Source organism: Microcoleus sp. A2-C3 (assembly GCF_036706065.1).
Taxonomy (GTDB): domain Bacteria; phylum Cyanobacteriota; class Cyanobacteriia; order Cyanobacteriales; family Microcoleaceae; genus Microcoleus.
This window is the reverse complement of record NZ_JAUBVX010000012.1, coordinates 58,591-77,486: the sequence shown is the minus strand read 5'-3', so window position 1 is coordinate 77,486 and position 18,896 is coordinate 58,591. Positions and strand designations below refer to the sequence as shown.

Here is an 18,896-nt window from a genome sequence, read left to right as displayed (position 1 = left end):
AGAGGGGAGATTAAGCCTTGGGAATAGCCACCAAAGTCATAGAATTAGCCGGGTAAGTTGCCTGGAATCCAGTATCACTGACACCTAAATCGCTCTGACGGACGATCGCCCGCAAATTCGCCTCACTGTAATTGTAAACTTGAGCTGTGGCACCTGGGTTAAATCCTTTCAGACTCAAGTTGCTGGTCAAGTTTTGACTGGTTTTATTAATGATTACCAGCGTCAAAGCACCGTCGCTAGTGCGATCGGCTCCGTAGATTGACAAAAGTTCTTGATCTGTGCTGTGCGATCGCACCCAAGTATCGCCATACTTACCACCCTTGCCGTCATAATTCATGTAGATTCGGAAGGCATAGGAACCCGGTTCAGAAGACTTCGGAGGCCCCCACAACGTCGCTAAATCGAGTTGTTCTCGCCCAAAAATCCCCAGGATGTCGGCTTGAGTCAACGCGCCGTTTATCGACTCCAAACCGCCCCAATTGTATTCAGTAATCGCGACTTTTGTACCTGGATAATCCTGCTTTACCCACTCTCGAAACCGGGGAATAATTGTTAGGGGCGGATTGTATTTACCAATCCAACTTTCATCGGTGTAGGTGCTATCCCACAGAGAACGAGTCGATCGCAACCGGGCTGCTTGCGTCTTAGCATCGCCGGCGGGACAATTCGCGACACAGAGGTCATCGACGACAGGATAGTAGTGTTCGTCGAAATAGTCGAGAATCCGAACACCTTTTTGCTGTTCGTAAGCGCGCATTTGTTGCAAGTACCACCGCGCAAACCAGACACCGCCGTGTTTTTCCCGATCGCCCTTTACTCCCGAATCCAGATAAACAGGCCAGCCGAAATCCGAGGGGCCGAGTACCTTAGCGGTGGGATCTGTGGCTTTTACCATTGACGCATATTGGTAAGTGCGATCGCGCAATTCGTCATAACTAATCGGTTCTGGATGAACATCGCGGTGAGTGTTTCCCCAGCCGCTTGGTTCGTTATCCATTTGATAAATTTGCACGCCGCCTGATTCAGCAGTACCGTGGGTTTTAACTAAATGTTTAACCCAAGGTTTCTGGAAAGCTGGATTGCTAACAATACTAACATCAAGGCGGTTATTATTAGTAATTAAAGTGCCGTCGGGACGCTTCCCGTTGCCGCACTTATCGCCTTCGGGAAAAATGTAGGGATTTGTTTTTTCTTGCGCGCCGTATTTGGATACTCGAAAGCCGCAGTTCCAAGTGCTAAACTTATTTACATAGCCAATCATCGGGATGGTAACGATGCTTTTGCTACCGTTATTGCGGTTAGTTTTGACCATTTTGTCGCTCGAATCGCCGGGAATGGGCTTTTTATTATCGCCGCCACCTACGAAAAAAAAGTCATCGCCACTGTTGGAAGAATCGACTAACCAGTTGTAGCGGCTGGTTTGATTTCCTCCCCAACGTGCTACCGGAATTGCTAACTCTTTGGCGAGGGATGGATCAATCAAATCGTTCATACCGTAGATGTCGGGACTGATCGAATGTCGATCGGCTGTAACGTCTACAGATAAAGATACACTGTTTTGGGCGATCGCGCTTCTGAAGTAGGCGGCTGTTGCTGTCGCTGCCACAGTCGCCAAAACGCCTAATAATACTAGAATAATCCAGCGTGGTGTCTTGGAGGGCGATCGCCACAAAAATCTTGCATTCATTGGTTATTTTATTTGGGAATTTTTGGATTTTTATTAATAATTTTCCAGCGCGCTTGCGATCTCAGAAATCCGGTTTATTCGTAGATTTCTCGTGATTAAGCGTAAAATCTCATAGAAACCGGGTTTCTCGCCCCCCAGTTGAGTCTCTAACCCCCGTAAAAAAGGGACTTTGATTGCTTCCTGTGCCCCCCTTATTAAGGAGGGCTAGGGGGCATCTAAGGCCTAATTTCGCACCCAAAGAGAGTTACTTAACCTTAAGTGTAAGCCTCCATTGGCAAACAAGAACAGACAAAATTGCGATCGCCAAACGCATTATCTATCCGGCCCACCGCAGGCCAGAACTTATATTCGCGAGTCCAAGGAGTCGGATAAGCAGCTTGCGCGCGAGTATAAGGACGATTCCACTCATCAACCATCAGAGATTCTGCGGTATGCGGCGCATTTTTCAAGACGTTATTTTGCGCGTCCACATTACCATTTTCAATCTCCGCAATTTCGCCTCGAATCGCAATCATCGCATCGCAGAAACGGTCTAATTCCTGCTTCGATTCGCTTTCCGTCGGTTCCACCATTACTGTACCAGCAACTGGCCACGAAACCGTCGGCGCATGATAGCCATAATCCATCAACCGTTTAGCGATATCATCAACTTCGATCGCAGCAGATTTTTTGAGCGAGCGCAAATCCAGAATACACTCATGTGCTACTAAACCAGATTTCCCTTTGTACAAAACCGGGTAATACGATTCTAACCGATGCGCCATGTAATTAGCATTAAGAATTGCAACTTTTGTCGCATCAGTTAAACCGACTCCTCCCATCATCCGAATGTACATCCAAGAAATAGTCAAAATGCTAGCACTTCCCCAAGGCGCAGCCGAAACAGCACCTATAGAATTGCCATCTTTCACCCCGTTTGAATCTCCCGAAACATCAGGTAAGAAAGGCACTAAATGAGACATGACTCCAATCGGCCCCATGCCTGGCCCGCCACCACCGTGGGGAATACAGAAAGTTTTGTGCAAATTCAAGTGACAAACATCAGCACCAAAATCACCGGGGCGACACAATCCAACTTGAGCATTCATATTTGCGCCGTCCATATAAACTTGTCCGCCACAGTTGTGGACAATTTCGCAAATTTCTTTAATTTCTGACTCAAAAACGCCGTGGGTAGATGGATATGTTACCATCAAAGCAGCGAGTTCATTCTTGTGCTTATCGGCTTTCTTTTGCAAGTCGGCGACATCAATATTTCCCTGAAAATCGCACTCGACAGCGACTACTTTCATCCCCGCCATTACGGCGCTAGCTGGATTTGTGCCGTGGGCTGACTGCGGAATTAAACAGATATTGCGGTGAGATTCGCCTCGGTGTTCATGGTATTGGTGAATTACTAATAATCCCGCGTATTCGCCTTGGGAACCAGCGTTTGGCTGCAAGGAAATTCCGGCGAAACCGGTGATTTCTGCTAGCCACTGTTCTAGTTGCACGAACATCATTTGATAGCCGCGAGTTTGGTTGCGGGGTGCAAAGGGATGTATGTTACCAAATTCCGCCCAAGTTACCGGCAGCATCTCTGATGTTGCATTTAGTTTCATTGTGCAAGAACCCAAGGGAATCATCGATGTATTTAACGATAAATCCTTGGCTTCTAAACGGTGCATATAGCGCAACAGTTCAGTTTCGGAGTGGTAGCTATTGAAAACTGGATGGGTGAGATAGCTGGTTGTGCGATCGCAAAAATCAGGTAACATCATATAGGAAGTGAAAGCGTCTGCATTCAGCGGAACGCTCAGAGAATTCTCGCCGTCACCCCTGATATAATCCTTCTCCCGTGCAAAAATTTTCCACAACTCTTTGACATCTTCAGCCGTGACAGTTTCATCGAGAGTAATTCCCACGGTTGTTTCATCAAACACCCGTAGATTAATGTGGCGATTTTGAGCGGCTTGTAGAACTTCCGATAGTGGTTTATCTCCCAATTCTACCCGCAGAGTATCGAAGAAAGGTCGATCGCCAATTGCGTATCCAAAACTGGAAAGACCAGATGCTAAAATTGCAGTTAAGCTGCGTACTTGTTCAGCAATTTGTCTAAGTCCAGACGGGCCGTGATAAACAGCATACATACTCGCCATCACTGCTAGCAAAACTTGAGCAGTACAAATATTGCTAGTTGCTTTTTCGCGGCGGATATGCTGTTCGCGAGTTTGCAGGGCCAAACGTAAAGCAGATTTGCCGTTGACATCTTTAGAAACGCCGACAATTCGCCCCGGAACTTGCCGTTTAAACTCTTCTCGCGTGGCGAAGTAGGCTGCGTGAGGCCCTCCGAATCCCATCGGCACTCCGAAGCGCTGGGTGCTTCCTACGGCTATGTCTGCGCCGAATTCGCCGGGGGGTGTGAGCACGCAAAGGCTCAAAATGTCGGCGGCTACTGTGACTAATGCGCCGACTTGGTGTGCCGATCGAATAAAATCGGTATAGTCGTAAATTGCGCCGTCGGTGGCTGGGTATTGCAAGAGTGCACCGAAGATTGTACGATCGCACTCAAAGCTTTGATGGTCGCCGACAATCACTTCAATTCCCAGGGGTTTAGCGCGAGTTTGCACCACTTCGACGGTTTGAGGGTGACAATCTTGGGAGACAAAAAACGCTTTTGCTTTATTTTTATTAGCGCCGTAACTCACCGTCATCGCTTCCGCCGCCGCCGTCCCTTCATCCAGTAAGGAAGCGTTGGCAATTTCCAAACCCGTGAGCTCGATTATCATCGTTTGGAAGTTCAGCAAAGCTTCTAATCGCCCTTGGGCAATTTCGGCTTGATAGGGAGTATAGGCTGTGTACCAGCCGGGATTTTCCAGGATATTTCGTTGGATGACAGGAGGTGTGATGCAGTCGTGATATCCTGTGCCGATGTACGATCGAAATACCTGATTTTTTGCAGCAATTTCTTTCAATTCTGCCAAAGCAGCGTACTCGCTTTTGGCTGCGGGAAGCTGTAGGGGTTGAGAAATGCGAATCGCCGCTGGAATCGTTTTGTCAATCAAGTCATCAAGGCTGGAAATGCCCAAAACATCTAGCATTTGCTGGATTTCGCTGGGGGAAGGGCCTATGTGTCTTCCCGCAAAACCATCGATGGGGGAAAGGTTTTGCTGCTGGTTGGGTTCAAGTTGCGGGCTGTAAAGTACCAAGGCTGATTCTCCTGAATCGATTTCTTATTACTTTGTAACATTTCGCAAAGGAAGTTCGGCAACAGATTTTGTCACGGATTTAACGGATGTGGCGGTTCCGCAACGGATTTTGTAGCGGATTTAAGAGATGTAGAGGATTTGGGGGATTGATTTTGAGGTTTGAGGTTCGAGGGAAGAAGGAAGAGAAAAGATTTTCCCCCTCTCCCCCTCTCCCCCTCTCCCCCTCTTTTTTATTCCCCTTCCACCATTTGGCGATACGCTTCGACGGACAAAGCATCATCGACTTCGCTGGCGTTGTTAACGCGGACTTTTAGCAACCACCCAGCGCCATAGGGGTCTTCTGCCAAGTTTTCGGGAGACTCTATAATGTCATCATTGCGTTCTACGACTGTACCGGTAACAGGCGCTTTCAAGTCTTCAACGGCTTTCACTGACTCGACTGTACCGAAAGCTTCGCCCTTTTCCAAACCTGCACCGACTTCGGGCAAATCTAGAAACACAATATCACCGAGTTGGTCAACTGCAAAGGCGCTAATGCCGATGGTGGCGATTTCCCCTTCGAGTCGGATGTATTCGTGAGTGTCTAGGTATTTCAGGTCATCGGGGTATGTTAGTGTCATGTCAATTCCTTGCCGTAAAAAAGTATCAGTTAAATCTTATTAAACTATGGGCATTTAGTGATGGTGAACTGGAATAAGAAAAATATCAAACGTTTACTTTTTGGGGAATTTTCTCTCAAACGAGTCTTGCGTTCGGCAATTTTTATCTACGCTTTTCAGTGTTTTTACGCTGTCTTCTTTTCAGGCAGGTTGATTTTTCAACCTCTCGCTGCTGGCTACCAGGATACTAGCGAAATTATTAAACTTAGCTCAGCTAATGGGATGAAAATTTCTGCTGTTCATTTTCCTAACCCCCAAGCTCAATATACCATACTTTATAGTCACGGTAATGGAGAGAATTTGGGATATATTTGGTCGGTGTTGCGAGAGATTCGAGACAGCGGGTTTGCTGTATTTGCTTACGATTATCAGAAAATTGGGTAAAAATTCCGTCCTTCTAGGACGGCTTTTCTTGCTACTATGTATTGTTTAAGAGGTTCAATTGGCGCTCCACCAACGGAGCTAGCAAAATAGCTGGGCGACCAAAGCGCATCTTTGCCGTAAGGCTATATTACGCAGGCCAAGCTAACCTGTAAATTTGAAACGTCTTTCTTTGTGGAATTAGGCTACCATTTGATGTACAATATAATTAACTAACGGATAAATCATACCACGCCCGATGAAAGCTCGCTATCAATACAGATTCTACCCGACAGACCAACAATGCCAGAGTTTAGCTCAGTTGTTTGGTTGTGTTCGGGTGGCTTGGAACGATGCGTTAGGTTTTTGCAAATCCTCCGAAAAGTACCCAGGGTACAATGCGCTATCAAGTGCGCTAACCTTGAGCAAAAAGATGGAGCATCGGGGATGGATGACTGAGGTTTCTAGCGTCCCATTGCAGCAATCCGTTAAGAATCTGGACGTTGCCTTTAAGAACTTCTTTGATTCCTGCAAAGGGAAACGCAAAGGTAAAAAAGTAAAACCGCCCAGATTCAAAAAGAAAACTAACACGCAGTCTGCAACGTTCACCAAAGCCGCATTCTCGCTATCTGAGGATTCTGTCTACTTGGCTAAGATTGGTGATATAAACCCGGTATGGTCTAGAGATTTACCATCTGAACCCAGTTCTGTAACGGTAATCAAGGATTGTGCAAATCGCTATTTTCTCAGCTTTGTTGTAGAATTTGAACCTGTCACTGTCGAAGCTAAAAGCCAAAGTATCGGCATTGACTTAGGAATTAATACTTTTGCTTTTATGAGTAACGGTGAAAAAGTCGAAAGCCCTGACTACAAAAAACTAGACAGGAAAGTCCGCCAACTTCAGAAAAAGTTAGCGCGTCAAGAAAAAGACTCGAACCGCAGAAAAAAGACTCGAATTGCAATCGCCAAACTTCACAACCAAATTGCAGATACCCGTAAAGATTTCTTGCACAAACTATCCACTAAAGTTGTTAGCGAAAACCAAGCTATCATCTTGGAAGATTTGAATGTGTCAGGAATGATGAAAAATCGCAAACTTTCTAGGGCAATCAGCCTGCAAGGCTGGAGAGAATTTAGAACTCTTTGCGAGGCTAAATCCGAGAAGTTTGGCAGAGACTTTGTGGTAATCAGCAGATGGGAGCCTACTAGCCAAGTATGCTCAGAGTGTGGTTTTAAATGGGGAAAACTTGATTTGAAAGTTCGCGCAATTAAATGTTTGAATTGCGGAACAGAACATAATCGAGACGAGAATGCTGCAAAGAATATAAATAAAGTCGGGATGGGGAATCGCCACGACTATAAACGGACACAGAGACAGAGTAAGACTACGAAAGGTAGCATCAGTCGGTGAAGTGTCAAGAATCCCCGCGCAAACCAGGCCGGGGAGTATTTCAAGGTTGAATGAAAATGCCGATCGCATTATGGACTCTCGCAGCAGTAGACGGCGGGCGATCGAGCAAACTCCCTCCCAAATACAAACTCGTCGAACTTCCCCCATCCAAATTTAAAGCCTCCACAGCACCCATTTGCTGCAATATCTGCGCTAGTTCCGCGAAATTTGGGCCCGCCCCGCCCGCGCGATTGTGCACGGCTACAATTAGCAAATTCCCCGCAGCAGTTCGCCCGATCGCACTCCGAATCGCTGTTTGTCGAACATACGCATCGCTAAACCCTTCCGCCTTAGCATCCAAAACAACTCTACTATTTTTTACCAACACCGGCCCGCCGCCTAGAATGTAAGGAAAACGGTTGAAATCAGCAGGAATTGTGTTAGTTTCTAAACGCAATAAAGTGCCAGCAGTTAATTGAGATGCAGGGGAAAAATTGGAACGCAAAGCCAAAATATAACCGTTCCCTGGAATTGGGAAATTTGTTTTTGCCACCTCACCTCCGGGGGATTGGCTGACAACTCTATCGCCCGCAACTGTCACCACTATTTCATTGTCCGAAAACGGAGTATAACTCGCTCCCCAATCAGGATTATAACGGCCGATTCCCGATTCCACATAAGCACTATTTAACTGGGAAATAGACAAACGCTGATTCAGCGGAGTTATCACAGTTTCTTGTAACGTCAAACGATTGATGACAAATTCGCCTCGATCGTTCCAGGCGATCGCCCCGCGGTTCAATATCGGCCCGGAAAGCCATTTGTTGTCCCGCCGAATCGCACCTAAAGCTAGTCGATTGATCCGATTGAAGAATCCGGCGTTAATTGCAGCAGCCGTTCCCGAAAGTTCCGCTGTTTGTAATAAAGGTGCACTGCCTTTTTCGGTCGGCGGATTGCTCAAAAGTGGTCTAATTTTGACGCCAGCTTGACGCGGATTTATTTCTAAGGAATATACCGGAAAACGAGCGATTCCTAAATTTTGATACTGTTGTCGCCATCGAACTCCTGCCGCCCAAGCAATGTCTTTTTCTACTAACGAGTCTGGCCGAATGTCGATTACTAATCGATTGGGATTTCCTAAACTGAAAACTTGCGGCCGCCAACCTAACGGAATTTTTACTTTCACTTTGGTTTGATTCCCCGCAGCTTCGATTTTGAACGATCGCACTTGTGGGCTGGTTGCAAAAGCGCGATCGATCAAAGTGCGATCGATCTTGGCATCGATCGCGATCGACCATTCTTGACCGGCGATCGGCTGTATGGGCGCTAGCGGCTGCGAGAGCGCGGGTTTAGTCGGGTCGTCCGGTGTTTCGAGGTTTCGGGCTGGGGGTGCGGTCTGCTGCCCGATAGCGGGCTTTGTGGGGTCGTCTGTTGGCGACGGGCTCGGTGTATCGACGATGTTGAGTTGCCACGGGGCGGGGCGATCTAGATCTAGAACAATGCGATCGCCCCATTCTCTCGCTGCTTGCCGAATGCCGGTCACATTCGCAGCTTGAGAAGTAATTTTTAGAACATTGCCCTCAGCAGATATCTGCCAGCCGGCAAGTTTAGCAAAATCGGTAACATCTAAGTAACGATACGGGCCTGTCGATCGCGTTGTCAAACTTTGAGCTGCTGTTAAAGATACGGAAAACCACTGCACCGGTTGTTTGGTACTGTCGGCGGTGTTGAGTAAATCCACTCCCGCACTCTGCATCAAGCCAACGTCAGCAATCCAAGTTCGGAAATTAGCAGAAGTGCTGTTTGCCGGCTGCTGAGTCCAAGTTAGGGGGAGAATGCGGCCGTTTAGAGACACTTGGCGGCCTTGTCTAATTCTCGAAGAGGGCGGTACAGATTGAGTCATAAGTAATTGAGTCGGTTTTAACCGACTTTCGCTATGAGAGGGGAGTTGAAACGAATGGCGGGCTGTGGAAGCATGAATCAGTGCAGCCTTACCTTCCTCCGGTGTTTTCTCACTCTTGGCTGCTTGGGCTGTGGCGGTCAGATTCCCGACTGAGACGGCCAGTATCGGCGCAATCGAGACTGACAACATCCAGGGCCAAACACTCGATCGACTTCTGTTAGCTGCTACTAGGCGTTTTTGTCTGCTGTGCATTTTTTTACTTGTGGAAACCTCAAACCATTAACCTTCAAAAACGCCTGCCACACAGCACAATAGTGAAAATTTCTAATTTTATTCGATACCATAAGAAGACCGGCCGCTTGAAACCGCGCCTGTACAAAATCTCACCCACTAGAGACGGAGATTTCAACCGCCCTCTGCATCTATCTAGCACATTCAGGAAAAACAAGCACAAAAAAACTCGCCTCGCGCAGCTATCCTTCTTCGTGAATCGCCCGCAATTTATCGGCCCTGCAAAGCGGTAATTTGCCCAAGAAGCGCTTCTCTACATACAGAAGCGTATTCTATGAGACATCTCCAAAGCGATTCGATCGAGATAATTTAAAATTGGCAAACAGGGTTTCAGTCTTAAGTGCACGCAGCATCGACGTAAATTTTGATCGAATCAGCTTGCTATGTGCTGTTTTAAGGTTTACTAAGATTCCACCACTCGGTAACATTCTCTCTCCGAGCTATAAAAACGCATCAACCACACTATCACCGAAATAACATTCAATCAACATGGGTAATACGATCGATCGAAACAGCAACGTGCATCAAACTGAGCGAGGAACTCCATTTGCCGGCCAAAACTGGTTAGTGGAAGAAAGAGATGCCTGCGGTGTAGGCTTCATTGCCAACCAAAACGGTAAAGCTACTCACTCAATTATCGAAAAAGCTCTGCCAGCCTTAACCTGTCTGGAACACCGCGGCGGTTGCAGCGCCGACCAAGATTCCGGCGACGGTGCGGGTTTGATGACAGCGATTCCTTGGGAATTGTTGCATTCTTGGTTTGCCGAACAGGGAATTGTGCCTCCACCACAGGAAAACTGCGGCGTGGGAATGCTGTTTCTGTCCCAAGATGAAAGTCAAGCTAATATAGCGCGGCAGGTGGTTGAAGAAGTTATGGTCGATCGCGGTTTCACTGTGGTGGGATGGCGCAAAGTTCCCATTGTACCGTCGGTTTTGGGCACCCAAGCGCGAGAAAATCAACCTCAAATCGAACAAGTAATCGTAAGTTCACCAAACTTACAGGGAGACGACCTCGACAGACAGCTATTTCTGACCCGCCGCACCATCGGACACGCCCTGTCACATCGCCCCAACTTTACCCGCCGAGACTTTTATAGTTGCTCTTTTTCCTGTCGCACGATCGTCTATAAAGGCATGGTGCGATCGGCAATCCTAGCAGAATTTTACCCCGACCTGAAAAATCCCGCTTATAAAAGCTCCTTCGCCGTCTATCACCGCCGCTTCAGCACCAACACCATGCCCCGCTGGCACCTAGCCCAGCCGATGCGCTTGCTGGGACACAACGGCGAAATTAACACGCTGCTGGGCAATATTACCTGGATGAAGGCGCGACAAGCCAATTTATCTCACCCGAATTGGAGTCAAGCCGACATCGACACGTTTAACCCAATCGTCAATCCCGAAAGCAGCGATTCGGCCAACTTGGACAACGTGATGGAATTGTTGGTGCATTCCGGCCGCACCCCCCTAGAATCCCTGACAATTCTGGTGCCCGAAGCTTACAAAAATCAGCCGGATTTAGATCCGTATCCTGAAATTGTAGATTTTTACGAATATTACAGCGGCATTCAAGAACCTTGGGACGGGCCGGCCTTGCTGGTATTCAGCGACGGCAAACAAGTAGGTGCTACGCTCGATCGCAACGGTTTGCGTCCGGCCCGCTACTGCATTACTAAAGACGGTTTGGTAATTGTCGCCTCCGAAGCCGGAGTTGTCGATATCCCCGAAGCAGATATTGTCGAAAAAGGCCGTTTGGGGCCAGGACAAATGATTGCTGTTGATCTGCAAACCAAGGAAATTCTCAAAAATTGGCAGCTAAAACAGCGGATTGCTAAGCGCCATCCCTACGGCGAATGGCTCAAACAAAACCGCGAAACATTGGAACCGCAGCCTTTTGCAGAAACGGCAACCCTAGACTCGCAAACTCTGTTAGCAACCCAAACTGCTTTTGGCTACACCGCCGAAGATTTGGACATGGTAATCGTCGAGATGGCGAGTTCTGGGAAGGAACCGACTTTCTGCATGGGCGATGACACTCCTTTGGCCGTACTCTCAGAAAAGCCTCAGTTACTTTACAACTATTTCAAACAGCGGTTCGCTCAAGTGACTAATCCGCCGATCGACCCCCTGCGCGAAGGGATGGTGATGTCACTGACAATGAATGTGGGTTTGCGGGGCAATTTATTGCAAACAATCCCGGAAAATGCCAAGCTGCTAAAAATTGATTCCCCGGTACTCAACGACGCTGAACTGTGTTTTTTGAAAGACCAGAAGTCTTTCCCCGCAACGGAATTGTCCACCCTTTACAAAATCGCTGCCGGGCCTGGAGGCTTGCAAACCGCAGTAGAGCAACTTTGTCAAGATGCTGTTAAATCGGTGCGCGACGGTTCGAGAATTCTGATTTTGAGCGATCGAGCCTCGAAGGAAAAAGGCGGATATGCTGTGGGTGTAAGTGCTGAATGTACTTATATTCCGCCGTTGCTGGCAGTTGGTGCAGTTCACCACCACTTAATTAGCGTCGGGCTACGGATGCAAACTTCGCTAGTTGTGGATACCGCCCAATGTTGGAGCACTCACCACTTCGCTTGTTTGATGGGTTACGGCGCTGTAGCTATTTGCCCTTATTTGGCATTGGAAAGCGTGCGCTGTTGGTGGTTTGACACCAAAACTCAAAACTTGATGGAACACGGCAAGGTTCCCAAAATTACTGTCACTGAAGCTCAATCTAAATACCGCAAAGCGGTGGAAAATGGCTTGCTGAAGATTTTGTCGAAAATGGGGATTTCGCTGCTGTCTAGCTATCAAGGAGGGCAAATCTTTGAGGCGATCGGCATTGGCGCAGATTTGCTCGATTTGGGCTTCAAAGGCACGGTGTCTCGCATCGGCGGTTTGAGTGTGGCGGAATTGGCTAACGAGGTGATGTGTTTCCACTCTCAGGTTTTCCCGGAATTGAGCCGGAAAAAGCTGGAAAACTTCGGCTTCGTACAGTACCGCCGGGGTGGCGAATATCACATGAACAGCCCGGAAATGGCGAAGGCTTTGCACAAGGCTGTGGCTGGATTTAAGGCTGATACTAAGGGTAACGGTAACGGCAACGGGGCCGAAACAAAAACGGCTTACGACCATTACGAGGTTTATAAGCAACAGCTAGAAAACCGCCCGGTAACGGCTTTGCGGGATTTGCTGGACTTCGCGAGCGATCGCCCGGCCATCCCTATCGAAGAAGTCGAATCTGTAGCAGATGTTGTCCGACGCTTCGCCACCGGCGGAATGTCCCTCGGCGCTTTGTCCCCAGAAGCCCACGAAACTCTCGCCATTGCGATGAACCGCATCGGCGGCAAATCCAACTCCGGCGAAGGTGGCGAAGATCCGGTGCGCTACAAAGTGCTAAACGATGTGAGCGAGGCCGGTTTCTCACAAACCCTACCTCACTTAAAAGGTTTGCAAAACGGCGATACAGCCTGTTCGTCAATCAAACAGGTAGCTTCGGGGCGTTTCGGCGTAACTCCCGAGTACCTGATGAATGCCAAACAAATCGAAATTAAAATCGCACAAGGTGCGAAACCAGGTGAAGGCGGTCAATTACCGGGGCCGAAGGTGAGCGAGTATATCGCTTATTTGCGGCGATCGAAACCGGGTGTCACGCTGATTTCGCCTCCTCCTCACCACGACATTTATTCGATCGAGGATTTGGCGCAGTTGATTTTTGACTTGCATCAAATCAATCCGAAAGCGGGAGTTTCCGTCAAGTTAGTATCGGAAGTCGGTATCGGAACTGTCGCGGCCGGTGTTGCGAAGGCAAACGCTGATGTGATTCAAATTTCCGGTCACGATGGCGGCACCGGTGCATCTCCACTGAGTTCGATTAAGCACGCAGGTTCTCCGTGGGAACTCGGATTGACTGAGGTTCACCGGGTGTTGATGGAAAACAACTTGCGCGATCGGGTTTTGCTCAGGGTTGACGGCGGCTTTAAAACTGGTTGGGACGTAATTGTCGGTGCTTTGATGGGCGGCGAAGAGTACGGTTTCGGCACGGTAGCAATGATTGCTGAAGGCTGTATTATGGCTCGCGTTTGCCACATGAATAGTTGTCCTGTGGGCGTGACAACTCAACAGGAACATTTGCGGAAACGGTTCCCCGGAACGCCGGAACACGTTGTTAATTTCTTCTATTTCGTAGCAGAAGAAGTGCGGAGTTTGTTGGCGAAATTGGGTTATAAGTCGATCGCAGATATCATCGGCCGCGCTGATTTGTTGACAATGCGCGAAGGGGTGGAACTAACTAAAACTCAAGCGATTAATTTGGATTGTTTGATGAAGTTACCGGATACTAAGGGCGATCGATCTTTCTTGATCCACGGCGATATTCACAGCAACGGGCCTGTGTTGGATGACGATTTGTTGGCGGATGTTGAGATTCAAAGTGCGATCGCCAATCACGGCACTGTTAACAAGAGTGTAAAATTGGTGAATACCGATCGCACTGTGGGAGCTCGTTTATCAGGTGCGATCGCGCTGCAACACGGCAACACGGGCTTTAGCGGTGAGATCACCCTCAATTGCACTGGTAGCGCGGGCCAAAGCTTCGGCGCGTTCAATTTGCCGGGGATGACGCTGCGACTGTCTGGCCAAGCTAACGACTACGTTGGTAAGGGGATGCACGGTGGCGAAATTGCGATCGCACCGCCGACTGGTGCGACGTATGATGCTTCCGAAAATGCGATCGTCGGCAATACTTGCTTGTACGGCGCGACGGGCGGAACCCTGCTAGCTGCGGGTAAAGCGGGCGAACGGTTTGCGGTGCGTAACTCAATGGCGAAAGCGGTTATTGAGGGTGCGGGCGATCACTGCTGCGAGTACATGACTGGCGGCGTTATTGTCGTGTTAGGAAAAGTCGGCCGGAACGTCGGCGCTGGAATGACTGGCGGTTTGGGTTATTTCCTCGATGAAGATGGCAATTTCCCGGCTCACGTCAACGGGGAGATTGTGAAGATGCAGCGGGTTTCTACGGCCGCTGGGGAGGCGCAGTTGAAGGAGTTGATTGAGATGCAGCGCGATCGAACTAACAGCCAAAAAGCCGCGAAGATTCTGGCAAATTGGTCGGAATACTTGCCGAAGTTCTGGCAAGTTGTGCCGCCAAGCGAAGCGAATTCGCCGGAAGCTTCGGAACAAAAGATTGCTGTGAAAGCGTAATTTTGCAGCAAGTTAATTAGATGAGGGGCGACACGAGTCGCCCCTTTTTTTGAATCTATGGGAATTACGAACCGTGAGTCAAAAACCCGTTTTTTCACAACAACTCAAAAAACCCTCTCTTGTTCTTGCTCCCCCCCTTAGCAAGGGGGGGCTGGGGGGGGGGTAAAAGGCCAAGCAACCCACAAAAAAACCCAAATATAACAATGACAAAACTTTACAACAAAACCTCAGAAAAACTCAAGCGACAGCGACTCCGCAGAGAAATGACCAAAGCCGAAAAACGTCTCTGGGACAAAATCAAAAACAGACAGCTTGAGAATTGTAAATTTCGCAGACAATACAGCGTAGCAGAATTTGTAATCGACTTCTACTCACCAGAAATCAAGTTAGCACTAGAAGTAGACGGTGACAGTCATTTTCAAGAAGGTGCTGTAGAATATGATGCAGCAAGGCAAGAATTTATTGAATCAGCAAAAATTAATTTTTTGAGGTTTACAAATGATGATGTTTATCATAATTTGGATGGGGTTCTAGATGTGATTATAGATAAGATTAAATCGCTGAGAGTATTAGGTGTTTTACCCCCCCCAGCCCCCCCTTGCTAAGGGGGGGAGCAAGATTAGATAACATCAGATTAAATCGCTGAGAGTATTAGGTGTTTTACCCCCCCAGCCCCCCCCTTGCTAAGGGGGGGAGCAAGATTACAGGAGATTAACAATTACCTCAAAGGTCAAAAAATCGCCTTTAAATTCCGCATAAATTGCATAATTTGTCGCGAAAACATTGTTATTCCAACATTCCCAACGACGATAAACAGCGCTCTAATATTAGATCAAATTTGTCTCACGATCGGCATCCGCGGGGGTGCTGTTTTCCACATCAAATCTATTTCTTCGGGTGTCAATCCGTAAGCTTGATTAACTAAGTCAGATAAACGGTGTTCGAGTCTCAACGCCTCAGTTTTGCGAGATTGAATCAGCGGTGCATATTCATTATAAGTTTCGCGGACTACTTTTAGTCCAGCCACGCCGAGAGGATCGGAGGATTTAGTTTTCGGCATTCGCTTTCTGATTTCTGCTACAAACTCCTCAAAGGATAGATTAGAAAAATCTTCGAGTTTTTGTCCTAGTTTCTCAATTTTATAAGTGATTTCCAGCCATTGCAAGACATCTCGATGAGTTTCTTGATTGGTTTTGGCGATTTCAATTAAACGGCTGACAATTGGTTCCACTTCGGCACGAATTGAGTCAGTTGGTGGCGCGATGGGAAGTTTTTCCATCAAGTAACCAGCAGGGTTTAGGGCATCATCTTTCATGTGCTGTAAATACCGCCAATTGTGCCACCAAATGAGGGGTGAGTTGAGAACTGCTAATATATATAAATCGTCTTTGGGGAGGATAAAAACTTTATTATTTGTCAAATAACCATTTGTCTCATAGCTATACGAAGGATGAAATTGAATTTCTTGATATATAATTTTTGGTTTATCGAATAGCTGCCAGTAGTCAATAGTATCTTGAATTTCATACCACTTATAATTACCAGCTTTGCGTCCTCCCCAATCACCATCTCTAGTGTCATTCCATTCTTTGGGACGGGGTTCTAATTGTTTTCGATACTGATTTAAATAAAATTTAATAGCTGGATAATTATCAATTTCAATTCCTCGGCGAGCAAAAATCATCCAGAGGTTTTGCCATTGGGAGTGCCAACGTTTTATATCTTGACCTCTGAGATATGGTTTGATAACTTCAGCAGATTTTGGGTCGGATTGAATCAAACTATTTTTGGTGGCTTCATCAATTAAAAATGCTTCATTTAATCCAGTTAATATTCCCCAATAAGGCTTGATTTCAGCCAACTCTTTGAGTGCAATGCCTGCTTGCTGAATTTTTTGCATCAACTCATCAACCTTTGGTATTTCTAAACTCCATGCCTCACCATTAAAGCGCGACCAAGGAATGTCGTAACCGTTTTGTTTCACGTATTGGGTGAGATTGATATTAGCAAGTTCCTCACGGGGAACCGGACAAATAATCACAGGCAAATTAGGTTGTGGTTTTTTCTCCTCAATCTCCTTCTTTGTTTCAGATATAGAGGAAAATGGCTCAGGTTTTCGTACTGCTACAATACAAGGAAAAGTATCAGCATCTTCAAAAATTGGAGCGTGTCCAAAATCAATAATCTGCTCAAACACGGCATGATAAGCAAAAAACTTGCGAAGCGGTTCGCCATAACCTGATCTCAGCCATTTATTAGTTACAATATAAGAAAGAATCCCCCCTGGCTTAAGAAGTTTAAATCCTTTCTCATAGAAATAAGTATACATATCCGCCATTCCATGATAAGACTCGTAATTAGCTTGTAGGTAAGGCTTAAGCGAGGAAAACAACTTTTGGCGCACGTAAGGCGGATTGCCAAGGACAACATCAAAACCGCCATCAGCAAAAATCTGCGGAAATTCAGCTTGCCAATCAAACGCTGTATCTGCTACATTACTGTCAGCGACAATCGAGTTTCCCGCTTTAATATTATCATCCAAATACGTCAGGGTTTTACCAGGTTCGGCCGTCTTCAACCACAGAGAAAGTTTGGTAATTTCCGCCGATTCCGGCAGCAAATCTACGCCGTACAGGTTGTTGCTTAAAATGCTTCTGTCAAATTCCAGCGAGTTGCCGTTTTTTGGTTTATACCCCAAAGCATTCAATTCGCGATCGACTCTTTCATACTGCTGCATCAAATAATCAAAAGCCGCAATCAAAAAAGCTCCCGAACCGCAGGCTGGATCGATGACTCGCGTTTTTTGCAGCACCTCGTCTCGATAGGCTTTCCAAAACTTAATTGCTGTTTTCTTTGGTGGCTTAACGGACACTTCAGCAACTTCGCCCATCTGGAAGAAATCGCGCAATTCTTGCTCTCGCCGCTGCAAATAGCCGCCGAGAGAAACCTCGACAATATACTGAGTAATAAAAGCAGGCGTGTAGAACACACCTTGAGTTTTTCGTTTGCCTTTTTTCTGATTGTATTCCTGTCCGGCAGTTTCAGCATTTAACTCTTCCAAATCTGTCACAGATTGCTCGAAGATATGTCCCAAAATATCGACAGAAACTTCGGTATCAAAATCAAATCTGGTCAGCTTATTAAGCCTACTGCATAGAAGATTGGGAACAGTCAATTGTGCGTCTAAAATCGGATCGAATTTAAATAAACCGCCGTTGTATCCCGGTACGGGAGGGTCATCATTTCCCACGTCAACCCAGCGAAAGACTGATTGATAATTTTCCCAAATTAATCTAGGATTATATTGGTCTTTGTTATCGTGAGCGTTGCTGATGGTTTTTGGTGGCAGCAATCCTTTATCTTCACAAAAAGCAATGAATAAAACGCGGTCTAAAGTTTTTTGAGCTTTTTCGATCAGTAGGCGATCGCGATTGGGAATGTCCTGCGGCCCGGTAAAACGAAAATGCTTGACTAGATCGAGTCGAATTGCTTTGTATTCTTGATATAATTTATTGGTAATTTCCTCTTGAGCTTCGTCAGAGTCTTTTAACAGTCTGTCGATCGCAGAAACTGTTTGAGCTTGATTTGTGGGAGGCAGAAAATTGCGCCTGCAAAGCAGAAAGTAAAACCGCTTAAAAGCTTCAAGATCCGCCAAGTCAGTCAGAAAAAATTGTTCGTAATAAGCGGGAGTTTTATTGGTATGATAAAGTCGCAATTCTCGATAATTCGAGACGATAATCCAGCGACAATCTGGTGTATAATTAGCGTAGCGCCATCCTTGGTCAACTGCTGATTCCGATCGCCCGGATGCGGGACGGTCTAAATCATTTTTCGCTCCCTTGAGTTCGATCGGAGCAATCACTTTACCTTGCAGGGACACCGCTTTGCCTTTAGGATTGCTAGCAGCAGTAAAAAAGCCGATCGCCCCGTCAGCAGAACCGCCGCCATCAGATATCGTTTGTTCCGCGTTAATTTCCCAAGCTTTCCCCGCACCTTGAATTACCGAGCAATATCCCAACACATCCTGAAAAATATCATTAATAAAACTGCCGTGCAGCGAAACTTCTTTAATTTCGTCTAACGTACCCGTTTTAAGTGCAGCAATCCACGTTCCCAATTTTTGGCGGCGCACTTCCATATCTTGCGGAAAACTAAAAGCACGCAAAGCTGTGTTGAGTGTTTTGCTGTGAAAAAGGGCGCGAGTAGAGCGATTGGTCATCTTTTA

9 protein-coding genes and 1 pseudogene are annotated in these 18,896 nt (G+C 47.0%); 4 read left to right on the top strand and 6 right to left on the bottom strand.

The genetic code is table 11. The features are described from left to right. Nucleotides 1-10 precede the first annotated feature (10 nt). The 3 genes from QUB66_RS09265 to gcvH all read right to left on the bottom strand — a co-directional run bounded on the left by QUB66_RS09265 (nt 11) and on the right by gcvH (nt 5,495). Nucleotides 11-1,687 carry a glycoside hydrolase family 44 protein gene (locus tag QUB66_RS09265; protein WP_332966904.1) on the bottom strand — a complete coding sequence of 559 codons (1,677 nt, stop codon included), beginning with the start codon at nt 1,685-1,687 and terminating at the stop codon, nt 11-13. A 254-nt stretch (nt 1,688-1,941) separates the two neighbouring features. Next, nucleotides 1,942-4,875, bottom strand: a complete 2,934-nt coding sequence (gene gcvP, locus QUB66_RS09260; RefSeq protein WP_332966903.1) for an aminomethyl-transferring glycine dehydrogenase — start codon at nt 4,873-4,875, stop codon at nt 1,942-1,944. A 230-nt stretch (nt 4,876-5,105) separates the two neighbouring features. After that, nucleotides 5,106-5,495, bottom strand: a complete 390-nt coding sequence (gene gcvH / locus QUB66_RS09255; RefSeq protein WP_332971227.1) for a glycine cleavage system protein GcvH — start codon at nt 5,493-5,495, stop codon at nt 5,106-5,108. Between the two features lie 60 nt (nt 5,496-5,555). Here gcvH and QUB66_RS09250 point away from each other — a divergent pair, with 60 nt between their 5' ends. After that, entirely contained in the window at nt 5,556-5,918 is a 363-nt protein-coding gene (locus QUB66_RS09250; protein ID WP_332966901.1) for a hypothetical protein, read from the top strand. Between the two features lie 13 nt (nt 5,919-5,931). Here the strand turns inward: QUB66_RS09250 and QUB66_RS09245 are convergent. Further along, nucleotides 5,932-6,037, bottom strand: a pseudogene (locus QUB66_RS09245) (transposase); the annotation flags it as partial. A gap of 116 nt (nt 6,038-6,153) precedes the next feature. Here QUB66_RS09245 and QUB66_RS09240 point away from each other — a divergent pair. After that, nucleotides 6,154-7,305: an RNA-guided endonuclease InsQ/TnpB family protein gene (locus tag QUB66_RS09240; RefSeq protein ID WP_332966900.1), complete on the top strand. Its 1,152-nt coding sequence runs from the start codon at nt 6,154-6,156 to the stop codon at nt 7,303-7,305. Nucleotides 7,306-7,345: 40 nt separating this feature from the next. Here the strand turns inward: QUB66_RS09240 and QUB66_RS09235 are convergent, their stop codons facing one another. Then, entirely contained in the window at nt 7,346-9,439 is a 2,094-nt protein-coding gene (locus QUB66_RS09235; protein WP_332966899.1) for a phosphodiester glycosidase family protein, read from the bottom strand. 528 nt (nt 9,440-9,967) lie between these two features. On the opposite strand from QUB66_RS09235, the gene gltB reads away from it, so the two are divergent. Together gltB and QUB66_RS09225 are read left to right on the top strand one after the other, a co-directional pair. Beyond that, a complete protein-coding gene (gene gltB / locus QUB66_RS09230) occupies nt 9,968-14,671 on the top strand; it encodes a glutamate synthase large subunit (RefSeq protein WP_332966898.1) in 4,704 nt (1,567 codons plus the stop codon). 203 nt (nt 14,672-14,874) lie between these two features. Continuing rightward, complete coding sequence (locus QUB66_RS09225) at nt 14,875-15,276, top strand: endonuclease domain-containing protein (protein WP_265239398.1); 402 nt, start codon at nt 14,875-14,877, stop codon at nt 15,274-15,276. A 227-nt stretch (nt 15,277-15,503) separates the two neighbouring features. Here the strand turns inward: QUB66_RS09225 and QUB66_RS09220 are convergent, their stop codons facing one another. Beyond that, nucleotides 15,504-18,890, bottom strand: coding sequence for an Eco57I restriction-modification methylase domain-containing protein (locus tag QUB66_RS09220; RefSeq protein WP_332966897.1), 3,387 nt, complete (start codon nt 18,888-18,890; stop codon nt 15,504-15,506). Nucleotides 18,891-18,896 lie beyond the last annotated feature (6 nt).